This window comes from Streptomyces sp. CB03234, from assembly GCF_001905885.1.
Taxonomy (GTDB): Bacteria; Actinomycetota; Actinomycetes; order Streptomycetales; family Streptomycetaceae; genus Streptomyces.
Genome location: NZ_LIYH01000003.1, coordinates 93,161 through 107,410 on the forward strand (window position 1 = coordinate 93,161; position 14,250 = coordinate 107,410).

17 protein-coding genes are annotated in these 14,250 nt (G+C 74.3%); 3 read left to right on the forward strand and 14 right to left on the reverse strand.

Annotated elements, in window-relative coordinates; translation table 11 throughout:
* Positions 1-677: 677 nt before the first annotated feature.
* A complete protein-coding gene (locus AMK26_RS13610) occupies positions 678-2,186 on the forward strand; it encodes a bifunctional phosphatase PAP2/diacylglycerol kinase family protein (RefSeq protein ID WP_079277632.1) in 1,509 nt (502 codons plus the stop codon).
* A 10-nt stretch (positions 2,187-2,196) separates the two neighbouring features.
* Here the strand turns inward: AMK26_RS13610 and AMK26_RS13615 are convergent, their stop codons facing one another.
* The 10 genes from AMK26_RS13615 to ligD all read right to left on the reverse strand — a co-directional run bounded on the left by AMK26_RS13615 (position 2,197) and on the right by ligD (position 7,568).
* Positions 2,197-2,973, reverse strand: coding sequence for a hypothetical protein (locus tag AMK26_RS13615; protein ID WP_073754884.1), 777 nt, complete (start codon positions 2,971-2,973; stop codon positions 2,197-2,199).
* Positions 2,974-3,189: 216 nt separating this feature from the next.
* On the reverse strand, positions 3,190-3,465 hold the full coding sequence (locus AMK26_RS13620) for a gas vesicle protein K (protein WP_079277578.1): 276 nt from the start codon (positions 3,463-3,465) through the stop codon (positions 3,190-3,192).
* Positions 3,462-3,689: a gas vesicle protein gene (locus AMK26_RS13625; RefSeq protein ID WP_073754886.1), complete on the reverse strand. Its 228-nt coding sequence runs from the start codon at positions 3,687-3,689 to the stop codon at positions 3,462-3,464. The genes AMK26_RS13620 and AMK26_RS13625 overlap by 4 nt, the downstream gene beginning before the upstream one ends.
* Entirely contained in the window at positions 3,686-4,486 is an 801-nt protein-coding gene (locus tag AMK26_RS13630) for a GvpL/GvpF family gas vesicle protein (protein WP_073754887.1), read from the reverse strand. Before AMK26_RS13630 ends, AMK26_RS13625 begins: the two co-directional genes overlap by 4 nt.
* Positions 4,483-4,803: a gas vesicle protein gene (locus AMK26_RS13635; protein WP_073754888.1), complete on the reverse strand. Its 321-nt coding sequence runs from the start codon at positions 4,801-4,803 to the stop codon at positions 4,483-4,485. Before AMK26_RS13635 ends, AMK26_RS13630 begins: the two co-directional genes overlap by 4 nt.
* The gene (locus tag AMK26_RS13640; protein WP_073754889.1) at positions 4,800-5,036 is read right to left on the reverse strand and encodes a gas vesicle protein GvpG; all 237 of its coding nucleotides are present in this window, start codon (positions 5,034-5,036) and stop codon (positions 4,800-4,802) included. The genes AMK26_RS13635 and AMK26_RS13640 overlap by 4 nt, the downstream gene beginning before the upstream one ends.
* Before the next feature lie 18 nt (positions 5,037-5,054).
* The gene (locus AMK26_RS13645) at positions 5,055-5,771 is read right to left on the reverse strand and encodes a GvpL/GvpF family gas vesicle protein (RefSeq protein ID WP_073754890.1); all 717 of its coding nucleotides are present in this window, start codon (positions 5,769-5,771) and stop codon (positions 5,055-5,057) included.
* The gene (locus tag AMK26_RS13650; protein ID WP_073754891.1) at positions 5,768-6,184 is read right to left on the reverse strand and encodes a gas vesicle structural protein GvpA; all 417 of its coding nucleotides are present in this window, start codon (positions 6,182-6,184) and stop codon (positions 5,768-5,770) included. The genes AMK26_RS13645 and AMK26_RS13650 overlap by 4 nt, the downstream gene beginning before the upstream one ends.
* Positions 6,185-6,202: 18 nt before the next feature.
* A complete protein-coding gene (locus tag AMK26_RS13655; RefSeq protein ID WP_073754892.1) occupies positions 6,203-6,589 on the reverse strand; it encodes a gas vesicle protein GvpO in 387 nt (128 codons plus the stop codon).
* Positions 6,590-6,656: 67 nt separating this feature from the next.
* Positions 6,657-7,568: a non-homologous end-joining DNA ligase gene (gene ligD / locus AMK26_RS13660; protein WP_073754893.1), complete on the reverse strand. Its 912-nt coding sequence runs from the start codon at positions 7,566-7,568 to the stop codon at positions 6,657-6,659.
* Between the two features lie 83 nt (positions 7,569-7,651).
* Between ligD and AMK26_RS13665 the strand changes: the two genes are divergently transcribed.
* Positions 7,652-8,194, forward strand: coding sequence for a GNAT family N-acetyltransferase (locus AMK26_RS13665; RefSeq protein WP_073755487.1), 543 nt, complete (start codon positions 7,652-7,654; stop codon positions 8,192-8,194).
* Positions 8,195-8,357: 163 nt separating this feature from the next.
* Here the strand turns inward: AMK26_RS13665 and AMK26_RS13670 are convergent, their stop codons facing one another.
* From AMK26_RS13670 to AMK26_RS13685, 4 genes are all read right to left on the reverse strand, one after another.
* Positions 8,358-10,220 (reverse strand): transketolase, encoded by a 1,863-nt coding sequence (locus tag AMK26_RS13670; RefSeq protein ID WP_073754894.1) that lies wholly within the window; start codon positions 10,218-10,220, stop codon positions 8,358-8,360.
* A gap of 1 nt (position 10,221) precedes the next feature.
* A complete protein-coding gene (locus AMK26_RS13675) occupies positions 10,222-11,526 on the reverse strand; it encodes an NAD(P)/FAD-dependent oxidoreductase (RefSeq protein WP_079277633.1) in 1,305 nt (434 codons plus the stop codon).
* Positions 11,527-11,759: 233 nt separating this feature from the next.
* Positions 11,760-12,785 (reverse strand): SDR family oxidoreductase, encoded by a 1,026-nt coding sequence (locus AMK26_RS13680; RefSeq protein ID WP_073754895.1) that lies wholly within the window; start codon positions 12,783-12,785, stop codon positions 11,760-11,762.
* A 177-nt stretch (positions 12,786-12,962) separates the two neighbouring features.
* On the reverse strand, positions 12,963-13,250 hold the full coding sequence (locus AMK26_RS13685) for a winged helix-turn-helix transcriptional regulator (protein WP_079277579.1): 288 nt from the start codon (positions 13,248-13,250) through the stop codon (positions 12,963-12,965).
* 158 nt (positions 13,251-13,408) lie between these two features.
* Between AMK26_RS13685 and AMK26_RS13690 the strand changes: the two genes are divergently transcribed.
* On the forward strand, positions 13,409-14,218 hold the full coding sequence (locus tag AMK26_RS13690; protein WP_073754897.1) for a methyltransferase domain-containing protein: 810 nt from the start codon (positions 13,409-13,411) through the stop codon (positions 14,216-14,218).
* Positions 14,219-14,250: the final 32 nt, after the last annotated feature.

The following is a 14,250-nucleotide window of genomic DNA, read 5'->3' on the forward strand; positions in this document are numbered from 1 at the left end:
CCCCCGGCCTGACGCGCCCCGTCGCCCAGTACGGCCCGGTCGCCCCCTCGGCCTGACGCGCCCGCGCACCCAGTACGGCCCGCGGCCCGCCGGCGACGCTGGCCAGGCCGCCGGGCCTGCTCGCCGCCGACCGGCGCGGGGCCGGTGCCCGCACCACGTGCGGCCGGGCCGCCCGGCCACCTGCCGCGCGCGGCCGCACTGCGGCCCGCCCCGAACCCGGCGCACGGCCGGTCGGCCCACGGCCAGCTGGCCCGGACCACAGCGCCCTGGTCGTCGGTAGCCGGTCAAGGGCCGATCGGCCCGTCGGCCCCCGGGCGGCCCCGGACCACAGCGCCCGGCGTCGGTGACTGGCCGACGGCCGATCGGCTCGCCGGCCCACGGGCGGCCCCGGACCACGGCGCCCGGCGTCGCCGGTGGCCGGTCCACGGGCGGTCGGGGCGCCGGGCCCGGCGCCGGCCCGGCGCCGGGGCGCGCGGCGGCGCACTGTGGGTGCGCCGTCGGCGCGCCCGGCGTACGGCGACGCCGTAAGACGCCCCGGCCGCGCGGCGGGCGCGCGAAGCCGTGCCGGTGCGGCCGGGCGGCCGGAGGTACGCGGCCCGCCGCCGTGCAAGAGCGCGGGGGCGGCGGCGCACGGGCGGGTACGCGTGGGCGAGGCGTGGGCCGGGTACGCGCGGGGCATGGTCGATTCCTACGGCGTGCAGCCGGCCGAGACCGTCCGTGGCCGGGTGACCGCCCGCCTCAGCGCCTGGGACCGGGAGGTCTTCCACCGGGTCGCCACCCGGCACTGGCCGGGTGGCGACCGAGTGCTGCCCCGGCTGAGTCACGGGGCGAACCACGGGCTGCTGTGGTTCGGCGCGGCGGCCGGTATGGCCGTCCTCGGGCGGGGCGCCCGGTCGCGGCGGGCGGCCGTGCGCGGTGTGGCGTCGCTGGCGCTGGCGTCCGCGGCCATCAACACGGTCGGCAAGCGGTCCGTACGCCGCGCCCGGCCGGTTCGGGACGCCGTACCGCTGGTGCGGCAGCTGAAGAAGCAGCCGTTCACCACGTCGTTCCCGTCCGGGCACTCCGCGTCCGCCGCGGCCTTCGCGACGGGCGTCCTGCTGGAGTCCAGGGGCTGGGGCGCGGCCGTGGCGCCGGTCGCCGCCGCCGTGGCGCTGTCCCGCGTCTACACGGGCGTGCACTATCCGAGCGACGTGCTCGTCGGCGCCGCGCTGGGCGTCGGCGCCGCCTTCGCCGTACGCGGGATCGTGCCGACCCGGTCGCAACTGCCCGCCCCGGGCCGCCCGCACGCCGACGCGCCCGCGCTGCCCGGCGGGGCCGATCTGGTGGTCGTCGCCAACCGGGCCTCCGGCTCCGGGGACACGGCCGCGCTGGTGCGGGACGCGCTGCCGCGCGCCGAGGTGCTGGAGTGCGACCCGGACGACGTGCCGGACGCGCTGGAGAAGGCCGCCGCGTCCGGGCGGTGCCGGGCGCTGGGCGTCCTGGGCGGCGACGGCACCGTCAACCGGGCCGCCGCGGTGGCCACCCGGTACGGCCTGCCGCTCGCGGTGTTCCCCGGCGGCACCCTCAACCACTTCGCGTACGACCTCGGCATCGAGTCCGTCCACGACACCTGCCGCGCGCTGGCCGCGGGCGACGCGGTCCGGGTGGACCTGGGGCGGTTCGCCCCGGGGCCGGACGGCGCGCCGTACGGGTACTTCCTCAACACCTTCAGTCTGGGCGTCTACCCCGAACTGGTACGGCTCCGGGAGCGCTGGTCGCCCCGGATCGGCGGCTGGCCCGCCGGCGTACTGGCCGCGTGGCACGTGCTGCGCGGCGAGCATCCGCTGGTGGCGCAGGTGCACGGCCGGCGGCGCCCGCTGTGGCTGCTGTTCGCCGGGAACTGCGTCTACCGCCGCATGGGCCCCACGCCGGGCCGCCGCTACGACCTCGCCGACGGCCTGCTGGACGTGCGGGTGGTGCACGCCGGCCGGCTGCCGGGGCTGCGGCTGCTGGCGGCCGCGCTCGCGGGGCCCCTCAGCCGGTCGCCGGTGCACGCGGCCGAGCAGCTGCGGCGGGTGCGGGTGTCGGGCCTGGCGCCGGGGACGCCGCTGGCGTACGACGGTGAAGTCGTCGAGGCGCCGCCGGAGTTGGCGGTGGACAAGGACGCCGAGGCGCTGACGGTCTACCGTCCGCGGATGCTGGCGTGAGCCGCCGTCGTCACCGGCCGAGCGTCCCCGCGTCCCCCATGACGATCACCGGGTTCTTCGCCGGGTCCAGCGCGAGCAGCAACTGCCGCATGTCGTCCCGCTGGAGGGAGATGCAGGCACGGGTGGGCCCGCCGTGGTCGACGTGGATCCAGACGCCACCGCCCTTGCCGAGGCCGAGAGGGCGGACCTTGTTCAGGGGTGAGGTGCCGGGGACGCGGTTGTAGTCGATGGCCACGACGTGGTCGAAGGACCCCTCCAGCGGTTCGCCCAGGAAGCCCGTGCCGGACAGGTTGAACTCCTCGCTCTGGTCGTAGGGCAGCCGCGTGCCCGGGTCGGGCAGGGCGCCTCCGGCGTCGCCCAGGGCGAACACCCCGATGGGCGTCCGCAGGTCTCCGGCGCGGTGGTGGGCCGTCCAGCCGCGCAGCGCGTTGTGCGCGGGCCACGGCTGGCTGACCGCCTTCCAGCCGGTCGCCGCGTCGCGCTCGTACAGGACGGCGGTCGACTGGTCGGAGTGCGGCCCGTCGCCCTTGACGACGAGCGCCTGGCTGCTGGTGGCGGGGATGTGCGAGCGGGTGGCGGGCCCGAGGCCGGGGATCTCGGCGGGTCGCGCCGGCACGGGGGCGCCGGGCGCCGGGGAGGCCGCGGATGGCGCCGTCCTGCCGCCCTCCGCGACGGCGGGGCCGTGGGCCGCCCGGGGGGCGGCGCAGCCCGCCAGGAGGAGTCCGGCGCACACCGCACCGGTGAGCACGCGGCGTCCTGCGCTGGTGACGACGTTGACGACGGGCATGTCGGAGCCTTTCCCTGCATCGCCGGCGGCCGTGCGGCGTGGACTGCGACCACGCGTCCGATGATCTGCTGATCCAGTCGCCCACGCGCGCCGGTGAGGGGGCGACGCGCACGAATTTCCCCCGGTCCACCTAGCGCCGGCCCGCCCGCCCGCGCGTCCGGCCCGGGGCGCTCGGAGAGGGCCGGGTACGGAGGTGCGGCTCAGGGTTCCCGAGAGTCACAGAAGGGGGCCGAGTGGCCCCAGATCGAGGTTGAGGTCCTCCGGCTCGAGTCCGAACCGCGTCCGCAGGAGTTCCATGCGGTCCTCCAGCAGCATCAGCGTCAGCCCGATCCGCTCCTCCTGCTCCTCGGTGAGGTCCCCGCCCTCCACGCGCCGCAGCGCCTGCCGCTCCATGAGCTGGCGCAGCAGCTCCACGACCGTCAGGACGAGCCGTGCGAGGTCGCGTTCCACGGTGTCGGGGTCGAGTTCCACCTTGCGGCGCTGCGTGGTCACGGGCGCACCTCGCGGAGCGGTTCCCAGGGCGAGGGGACGTCCTCGCCGACCGAGCTGATGAGGGCCTTGAGGTCGACGCGTACGAGGTCGACGTCGGCGATGCTGAGGGTGAGGTCGCCCGTGAGCACCACGCCGCCCGCCAGCAGCCGGTCCAGCAGGTCGACCAGCGCGATACGCCGCTCGGCCAGGGGCTCCGGAGCCGCCCGTGTCACGGGGGCGGTCATCGGCCGGCCTCCTGGGTCTCGTGGACGTCCTCCTCCGCGATGCCGGCGAAGGAGTACGGGGCCCACGGCCCGGTGAGCTCCACGCGCACGCCGGGCTCGGAGGCCCCGTCGACCAGCTCGACGAACTGCTGGCTGCGCGCGCGGTCCACCAGGTAGGCGGCGTTGAGGACGTTGACCCCGGGGACGCCGGAGAGCCGGGCGTCCTGGGGGCGGTGGACGGTACCGGCCTCCGCGCAGCGGGACAGCTCGGTGTGCAGCCGGCGGCACAGGGCGTCGGCGCGCTGCCAGTCGCCGTCGCGGCTGCGGCGGGCGTGCAGCCGGCGGCGCAGGTAGTCCCGGCCGCTCGCCTCGCGCGCGTGGGCCGCCGGTTCCTCCTCTTGCTGCTGCGCGGCGCCTGGCTCCGCGTACACCTTGACGCCCCATTCGACCCGGCCGTCCAGCCGTTCCAGGGCCCGTACGAACCGGTCGTGGCCGTCCTCCAGGAGGCGCCGCACGCCGCTGTCGTCCCGGCAGACCGTCGCGAGGCGCAGCGGGAGCGGGCAGGTCACGGTGGACAGGGCGGAGATCACCGCGTCGTGGGCGCGCGCGGCGTCGGCCAGCCAGTCGAGGTCCTCCAGGCGGGCGCGCAGCGGCGCCTCGTCGAAGTCGCCGGCCGGGACGGCGCCGGTGACGGCGACCAGGTCGCCGTGGCGCAGCAGCCGGGGCGGTTCGCCGCCGATGCCGTGGGCGCCCTCCGGCAGGACGCCGTCGAAGGGGCGGGTGACGGCGTAGACGTACTGCAGCCGGTCGGTGCTCATACGGTGCGTCCCTCCAGTTCGGCGATCCGGCGCTGCAGGTCGGCGTTCTCGCGGGCGAGTTCGCTGCCACGGGCGCGGGAGGAGAGGGCCGGGTCGCTCTCCCACCAGTCGATGCCCATCTCCTTGGCGCGGTCGACGGACGCGACGACGAGGCGCAGCTTGATGGTCAGCAGCTCGATGTCCAGCAGGTTGATCTTGATGTCGCCGGCGATGACAACGCCCTTGTCGAGGACGCGTTCCAGGATGTCGGCGAGGTTGGCGCTGCTGCCGTCCGACGCGTACGGGCTGGGCAGGCCGCTGGGGCGTGGGGTGGTCATGACTGTCTCGGACCCTTCTCCAGGCGGTCGAGGAGCTCGTCCTCCCGGCGGTCGAATTCCTCTTCGTCGATCTCGCCCGCCTCCAGCAGCTCGTTGAGGCGGGCGAGTTCGCGCTGTACGGCGGCGGGGTCGTAGTACTGCCGCTCGGCCTCCGCCACCACCTGGCGCAGCACCCAGGCGGTGCCGCGCAGGGGCGCCGCCGGCAGGAGCAGCAGTTCTCCCAGCAGGCCCATGCTCGGGTCCCTTTCCTCTCACTCCACGAAGCTGTAGGGCGGCAGCGGGCCATTCACCTGCAGCACGAGGTGGTGGTTGGCCTGCTGGAGCTTGTCGATCGCGGCGACGAAGCCGTCGGCGCGGTCGCGCTCCACCAGGAACGAGATGTTCGCCAGCCAGGCGCCGCTCTCCGGGCCGGGCCTGACGTCGGTGGCTTCGGCCTGCAGCGCCTCCTGGATGAGGACCGCGTCGCTCGCCTCACGCTGCTGGACGGCGGCCGCGACGCGTTCGCCGAGGGCGAGCTTCTGTTCGTAGGTGCCGCCGCCGGCCGCGCGGTTGGCCTCGCTGAGCCCGCGCAGCTCGGGGTTGTCGGCGAGCACCCGGTGCAGGACGGCTTCCTCGTCGTGGCTGGCCTTGACGTTGTACTCGACCTTGTCGTCGAGGGCCCGCAGCCGTTCCAGGTAGTGCTCCTCGCGCTCGTCGAGGACGGCGAGGACCGCGTCGTCGTCGGGCGAGATGCCGCCGAACCGCATGGGCAGCACCGCGCCGCCCGCGCCCGCCTCGGCGAGCACGTTCTGGTGGGCCATCAGGTCGCGCCGCTTGGGCCTGAGGTCCTCGGGCGCGTCGCTGACGAGCGCGGCGAGCGCCCCCTGGACGAGGATCCGGACGGGCTGTGGCGGGTCGCCGATCCCGCCCATCTTCTCGGGGAGGGACGGGTGCGAGCTGCGGGCGATGCCGTAGACGTACGTGCTCACTCCTGCTCCTCCTTCTTGCGGGACGTCGAGCGGCTCGACGACCCACTGGACGAACCGCTGGACGAGCCCTTCAGGGCGTCGGAAATGGTCTCGGCGGCTCCGGAGAGCGCCCCCTTGGACTTGCCTCGGGCGCCGGACTCGGTCATCTCACCGACCAGGTCGGGCAGTCCGGGGTCCTTGCGGGGGCCCGCCTCCAGGTCGAGGCGGTTGCAGGCCTCGGCGAAGCGGAGGTAGGTGTCGACGCTGGCGACGACGACCCGTACGTCGATCTTCAGGATCTCGATGCCGACCAGGGACACGCGGACGAACGCGTCGATGACGAGTCCGCGGTCCAGGACGAGTTCGAGGACGTCGTACAGGCCGCTGGTGCCGCGGGCGCCGCCGCCGCCTTGCTGTGCCGGGACAACGGTCATGGTGGGGTGCCTCCCTCCCTAGGAACGGTCCGACCGCCCGCGCTCGTAGCGGCGGACGCGCCGGTAGCCGCTGAGTTCGCCGTGTGCGTCGAGCTCGACCTCGTACGAGGCGAGCAGGCTCATCGTGTCGGGGACGCGCGCCAGTTCGAGGACCTCGACGTTCAGGGTCCAGCCGTCCTCGGTGCGTTCGAACGACGACACCGACTCGGCTTCCATGCCGGTCAGTTCGGCGAGCTGGGCGCATGCGCCCCGCAACACCCGCATGGGGCTCGGCGGTTGTTCCTGGGGCTGTTGGTGTGCCCGGGCGCTGGTCGCCCGGGCGCTGGTGTCCTTCTGGCTGTCGTTCTGGCTGTCGTTCTGGCTGTCGTTCTGGGTGTTCTGTGTGTCTTCCGGTGTGTTCGCCATGAATGCCTCGCTCTTCGGGTTGCCGTGACTCGGATCCGCAAACCCTTGGCCCGGGCTCGGTGTGCTGTCAGCGCAGTGCGTCCAGGCGCCGGCGCGCCGGACCGAGGGCGCGGGCGCGGAGCGCGGAGCCGTCCCAGGGGGCGCTGCGAGCCTGTTCGAGTACGGTGGCGACGGTCCAGCGGCGGGCGTGCGTGGCCGGGTCGTCGAGCTGGTCCCAGCGCAGGGGCGTGGCGACGGGGGCGCCCGGCCTGGCGCGTACCGAGTAGGGCGCGACGGCGGTCTGCGCGTAGCCGTTGCGCTGGACGTCCAGGTAGAGACGGTCGCCGCGGGCCTGTTTGCGCGGGGCGGTGGTGAGTTCACCGGGGTGGGCCGCGGCGAGGGTGTCGGCGACGTCCCGGGCGAAGGCGCGTACGTCGTCGAACTCGCTGTGCCCGTCGAGCGGGACGATGACGTGCAGGCCCTTGGAGCCGGTGGTCATGAGCGCGGAGGGCAGCTTGAGCGCGTCGAGCAACTCGCCGAGGAGGTGCGCCGCGCGGCGTACGGCGCCGAAGTCGTCCTCGGAAGGGTCGAGGTCGAACACCATGCGGTCGGGCCGGTGCAGCCGGTCGGCCCTGGACTGCCAGCGGTGCAGGGTGACGCAGGCCTGGTCGGCGAGGTGGACGAGGGTGGCGGTGTCGTCGCACACGGTGTGGGTGACGGTGCCGCCCTCCTTGGGGACCTCGGCGCGGTGGATCCAGTCGGGATAGCTGTCGGGGGTGTCCTTCTGCATGAAGCGGGGGCCGTCGATGCCGTCGGGGTGCCGTTCGAGCATCAGGGGCCTGCCGCGCAGGTGCGGCAGCATGAAGGGCGCGACGGAGCGGTAGTAGCCGGCGAGGTCGGCCTTGGTGATCCCGTCGTCCGGGAAGAGCACCTTGTCGGGGCGGTGGATGTCGACGGTCCGGCGGCCGGCTCGTACGGCGCGGGTGCTGCTCGTACTCATCGTGTGCGCGTACCCGGGCGGCCGTCCGTCACACGCCGGAATCACGTTGCGGGACGGTGGCGCGTGAACGCACGATCCTGCCCATGACGGTCTTCCTGGAAACACCCCGGCTGGTGCTGCGCACGGTCACGGAGCACGATCTGGACGACGTGGTGGCGCTCGACAACGACCCCGCGGTCATGCGGTACATCAACGGCGGCCGGCCCGCGTCCCGCGAAGAGGTGCGGGCCGGGTCGCTGCGGCGGCTGATGAGGCGGGGCTTCTGGGCCGCCGAGGCGCGCGCCACGGGCGAGTGGCTCGGCTGGTTCTCGCTGGAGCCGCTGGACGGCGAAGGGGAAGGGGTGGTGGAGCTCGGCTACCGGCTGCGGCGGGCGGCATGGGGCCGCGGGTACGCGACCGAGGGCTCCCGGGCGCTGATCGACAAGGGCTTCCGGGAACTGGGCGTACGGCGGGTGACCGCCAACACGATGACGGTCAACGCGGGGTCGCGGCGGGTGATGGAGAAGTGCGGACTGACGTATGTCCGGACGTTCTTCGAGGAGTGGCCGGACGTGGTCGAAGGGTCCGAGCAGGGTGATGTGGAGTACGCCGTGACCCGGGAGGAATGGCTCCTCGGCCATGGCTGAGCGGGTGTGCCGTCCACTCGGGTGGGTGACTTCGGTGCGCATCACCGCGCGTCGCGCCGGGCGCCGGTCGGCTGGGCGTCTTCGGCGGCTTCGCCCACCCGGGCCTGAAGGGCTCGGGTGCCTTGGGGCTCCAGGACCTTCTGGCACCGGCTGGCGTGACGGTTCACGGCGCCGCGATGCGTTCCACCGCCAGCTGTACGGCCGCCACGATCGACTCCGCGTCGATGCCCGCCTTGTGCAGCTGCTCCTCCGGGGTCGCGGACGCCGGCATGTTCCGTACCGCGAGGCGCGCCATGCGGGGCGCGGGACGGCCGTCGGAGAAGGCCTCCGCGACCGCGTCACCGAGGCCGCCCTCCGGGTGGTGGTCCTCCACGGTGAGGAGGCACCCGGTGGTGCCCGCCGCGTCGTTGAGCGTGTCCGTGTCCACCGGCTTGACCGAGTACAGGTCGATCACCCGCACCGGGATGCCGTAGTCGTCGAGCAGGTCGGCTGCCTTGAGTGCCTCGTGGACCGTGACCCCGGCGGCGACGATCGTCGCCCGGTCGTCGTCGCCGTGGGTGCGCAGCACCTTGGAGCCGCCCACCGGGAACGTCTCGTCCGGCCCGTACAGCACCGGCATGTCGCCGCGCGAGGTGCGCAGATAGCGGACGCCCTTGAGGTCGGCCATGGTCGCCACCAGCTTCGCGGTCTGGTTGGCGTCGCACGGGTACAGCACGGTGCTGTCGTGCACCGAGCGGAACATGGCCAGGTCCTCCAGGCCCATCTGGGAGGGGCCGTCCTGGCCGATGGCGACGCCCGCGTGGGAGCCGATCAGGTTGATCCCGGCGCGGCTGACGGCGGCCATGCGGACGAAGTCGTACGCGCGCGTGAGGAAGGCCGCGAAGGTCGAGGCGTACGGCACGTAGCCGCGTGTCTGGAGCCCGACGGCGGCGGCGACGAGCTGCTGTTCGGCGATGTAGCACTCGAAGTACCGGTCGGGGTGGGCCTTGGCGAAGAATTCGGTACGGGTGGAGTCGCTGACCTCCGCGTCCAGGGCGACGACGTCGGCGCGTGCCGAGCCGAGCGCCTCCAGGGCGTGCCCGTAGGCGGTGCGGGTGGCGACCGAGTCACCGATGTCGAAGCGCGGCAGCTCGGGCTCGGGCGGCTCGCTCTCGCCGTTGGCGGTGATTTTCCGCCCGGACGTCCTGGGTGGCCGCTGGACGTCGACGTGGAGGGAGCGGGGGCCGCCCAGCTCCTGGATGGCGGCCTCGGCGTCCTTGACGGGCTTGCCGTGGAAGCCCTCCAGGTCCTCGACGGCGGCGACTCCCCGGCCCTTGCGGGTGGCGGCGAGGATCGCGGTCGGTTGCCGGATCGTGGAGCGGGCCTCGGCGAACGCCCGGTCGACGGCCTGCACGTCGTGGCCGTCGACCTCGATGGTGTGCCAGCCGAAGGCGTGCAGCCGCCGCTCGTACGCGGCCAGGTGGTGCTCGTGCCGGGTCGGGCCGCGCTGCCCGAGCCGGTTGACGTCGACGATCAGGGTGAGGTTGTCGAGGTGGTTGTACGCGGCGTGCTCGACGGCCTCCCACACCGAGCCCTCCGCCATCTCGCTGTCGCCGGACAGGACGTAGACGCGGTACGGGATCTCGTCGAGGCGCTTGCCCGCGAGCGCGATCCCGACACCGACGGGCAGGCCCTGCCCGAGGGAGCCGGTGGCGACGTCGACCCACGGCAGCCGGGGCGTGGGGTGCCCTTCGAGGCGGCTGCCCAGCTTGCGGAAGGTGAGCAGCTCGTCGTCACCGACCGCCCCGGCCGCCTTGTACATGGCGTACAGCAGCGGTGAGGCGTGCCCCTTGGAGAGGACGAACCGGTCGTTGCCGGGGTGCTCGGGGTGGTCGAAGTCGAACCGCAGGTGGTGGGCGAGGAGGACGGCCGCGATGTCGGCCGCCGACATGGACGAGGTGGGGTGCCCGGAGCCGGCGGCGTCGGCGGCGCGTACCGCGTCTACGCGCAACTGCTGCCCGAGGGTGGCCAGTTCTTCGTAGTGCATGTCACTCCTTGCCGGGTCGGCCCGGGATGCGGGCCAGTTCGGGGGAGGCGGTGTCGAGTGGGACCTGCCAGGAGCGCAGCAGGCCCAGCTGGACGGCCTGGCGGGGCAGGGCCGCGTCCAGGATCCAGTCGGCGGCGACCCGTACCCGGTTGCCGGGCATGGCGGCCAGGTGGTAGCCGCGGGTCACGGCGCCGGCGACCGGGCCGGACAGCTTGACGCCCATGGGGTTGGCGGCCGCCTTGACGCCGCCGAGGTCCACGGCGAAGCCCAGGTCGTTGTGCTTGTACGCGGCGGCCTCACCGTACCCGAGCGACGCGGCGACGTTGCGGGCGGCGACCTTGCCCTGCCGGGCCGCGTGCTGCGCCGTCATGGGGGTGAACTCGCCGGGCCGGGTCAGGTCCGGTACGGCGGCGGCGTCGCCGCACGCGAAGACGTCCGGCCGGCCGGGGACGCCGAGCTGCGGGGTGACGACGAGACGGCCGCGCTCGACGGGCAGGCCCAGCTCGGAGACGAGCGGGTCGGGGCGTACGCCGACGCACCAGATCAGCGACCTGGTCTCCACGAACTCGCCGTCGTCCAGCAGCACCCCGTCCGACCGGGACTCCTTGACCGACGTCTTCGTCCGCACGTCGACGCCCCGGCTGCGCAGCACCTCGTCGGCGGTGCGGGAGAGCTTCTCGTCGAGGCCGGGCAGGACGCGGTCGGCGACGTCGAGGAGCATCCAGCGGGGCTTGACGCCCGCGGGCCAGGCGGGCTGCTTGCGGACGAGGGCGTCGGTGAACATCTTGCCGTGCGCGGCCAGCTCCGTACCGGTGTAACCGGCGCCGACGACCACGAAGGTGCAGCGGGAGGTGCATTCGGCGGGGTTCCCGGCGGCCGAGGCCAGCTCTATCTGGCGGGTGACGTGGTCGCGCAGGTAGAGCGCCTCGGGCAGGCCGCGGAAGCCGGTGGCGTGCTCGGCGACGCCCGGGATGGGCAGCAGTTTGCTGACGCTGCCGACGGCCAGGACGAGCCGGTCGTAGGTGAGGGTGCCCTCGGTGCCTTCGGGGTCGGTGAAGTGGACCGCGCGCCCGTCGAGGTCGACGTGGTCGGCCTGGCCGAGCACCAGCCGTACGTGGCGGAGAGTGCCGGGCAGGGACACGGTGACCCTGCGCGGTTCCAGGACACCGGCGGCGACCTGCGGCAGCAGCGGCAGGTAGAGGAAGTAGTCGGTCGGGTTGAGCAGCACGATCTCGGCGCGGCCGCGCAGGCTGCGGGAGAGATGGCGGGCGGTCTGGTATCCGGCGAAACCGGCCCCGACGATCACGACGCGCGGCAGGGCGCGGGCGCGGGAGCCGTCTGGGTGGCCGGGCCGGCCGGAGGGGCCGGGAAGCGGGCCGGTGGGGCTGACGGACGGGGTCACAGGGCCTCCAGCGTCGTGTCTGCGTGCACGGCAGTCCGCCCACGGCCGTCTGCGTGCACGGCCGCGTGATACGGACGGACCTTCCCGGTGCCCCGGACCCTGCCTCCCAAACGCGGCATTACGGTCGCGGGACGCCCTCAGCGGCGCCGGCGCAGCACCGTCACGGCGGCCGCGGCGCCCGCCAGCGCCCCGGCGGCCAGGGCGGCCGGGTGGCGCAGCAGGACGGTGTCGGCGTACAGGTCGTGGGACGAGTCGTCGAAGCGGCCGTGGGCGCCGAAGTCGCGGCCGAGGGCGCCGTCGACGGGCGCCCAGAGGTTGCTGGGCGCCGGTTCGTCGGAGGCCTGGGTGCCGGTGTCCTGCTGGGCGGCGTACATGGTGCGGGCGAGGTAGCGGTCGAGCAACCCGGGCGCGAGCGCGTTGGCGATCAGGGTGGCGACCGTGGAGGCGCCCACCCGGTACTCGCGGCGGCCCGGGTGGCGGGCGGCGTGGACGACGGCCCGGGCGGCGACCTCGGGCTGGTAGACGGGGGCGACGGGCCGGGCCCGGCCGGGCATGCGGGAGAGCACCCAGTCGAACTGCGGGGTGTTGACGGCCGGCAGCTGGACCATGGTGGTGCGCACCCTGCTCCCGGCGTGCAGCAACTCGCAGCGGACGGACTCGTTCCAGCCCTGGATGGCGTGTTTGGCGCCGCAGTACGCGGACTGGAGCGGGATGCCCCGGTAGGCCAGGGCGGAGCCGACCTGGACGACGGTTCCCCGGTCGCGGGGGACCATGCGGCGCAGGGCGGCCCGGGTGCCGTTGACGTACCCCAGGTAGGTGACCTCGGTGACGCGGCGGAACTCGTCGGCGCCGATCTCGGTGAACGGCGCGAACACGCCGGTGAAGGCGTTGTTGACCCAGACGTCGATGGGGCCGAGTTCGGTCTCGACGCGCTCGGCGGCGTCTTCCACGGCCTGCGCGTCGGAGACGTCGACCGGCACGGCGAGGGCTTCACCGCCCGCGTCGCGCACCTCGGCGGCCACGCCCGCCAGCCCCTTCTCGCCACGCCCGAGCAGGGCGATGCGGTCGCCGCACGCGGCGAAGGCGCGGGCGGACGCCCTGCCGACGCCTCCTCCGGCTCCGGTGATGACGACGGTGCGCGGTCGCGGCGGGTTGGCGTCCATGGGGCGTCGGGTACCCGGGCGACTGGGGGACATTCCGTGTCCCGGGAGACACCGCCACCGGGGCGTCGGACGCGCCGCCGCGGCCGGCGGCCCTGCTGCTCGTCGAGCGGGAGGCGCCCCCTGCCGGCGGCAACGCGTCCTCCCCCGGCGCTGCGCCGCGTCCGACGGGCCGGGTGGTCAGCCGACGGCGTCCCGGTGCGGGCGCTCGATGACCTCCGCACCGGTCAACTGGGCCAACCGGTCCGACAGAACCTTGTCCGAGAGGGCGGGCAGTGCGGCGGACAGCTCGGAGTAGGTGGCTTGACCACGGCGCAGGAACTCGCGGAGCACCAGCGGCGCCCATCGGCCGCCCAGCACGGCGAGGGTGATGTCGACGGGACATCGCGGCTCGCCGTCCGGCGGTACGAGGGCGCCGTCCGGGCAGCCCACCAGCGGGCTGTCCCGATCACTCGTCCGTGTGTCCAACCGCTCGCCCGTCTCGCCGCCCCCGTAGCGGCTGGGACATCCGCCGACAGGACGGCACCCTCCGCACCTTGACCACTATGCGAGAAGGGGATCTCACGATACGACACGCGGGCGTACCGTGGCCGTACTGCACCCCGGCAACCAGAGGGAGTACGGCCATGGCCGACGCTGTCTACACGCATGGGCACCACGAGTCGGTGCTGCGCTCACACCGTTGGCGGACGGCCGCCAACTCCGCGGCGTATCTGCTCGGCGAGTTGCGACCGGGGCTGGACGTGCTGGACGTGGGCTGCGGCCCCGGCACCATCACGGCGGACCTGGCCGCGCTCGTCGCGCCGGACGGGCACGTGACGGCGGTCGACGCGGCCGGTGACGTACTGGAGCAGGCCCGGGCCACCGTCCGTGAACGCGGCCTGGACAACGCCCGGTTCGCGGTCGCCGACGTCCACGCGCTCGACTTCCCCGACGACTCCTTCGACGTCGTCCACGCCCACCAGGTGCTCCAGCACGTGGGCGAACCGGTGCGGGCGCTGCGCGAGATGCGCCGGGTGTGCCGGCCCGGCGGGGTCGTCGCGGCGCGTGACAGCGACTACGCGGCGTTCACCTGGTTCCCCGAGGTCCCGGCGCTGGACGCGTGGCAGGAGCTGTACCAGCGGGTGGCGCGCGCCAACGGCGGCGAGCCGAACGCGGGCCGCCGACTGCTGTCCTGGGCACGGGCGACCGGGTTCACCGACGTCACCGCCACCGCCGCCACCTGGTGTTACGCCGCACCCGACGAGCGTGCCTGGTGGAGCGGGCTGTGGGCGGACCGTACGACCGCCTCGGTGTACGCGAAGCTCGCGGTGGACGGCGGACACGCGACCGAGGAGGAACTGGCGGCGATCGCCGAGGGCTGGCGGGAGTGGGGACGGCAGGACGACGGCTGGTTCCTGGTGCCGCACGGCGAGGTGCTCTGCCGGGTCCGCTAGGCCCGATGGATCTGCGCGGCGCCGCCAACTAC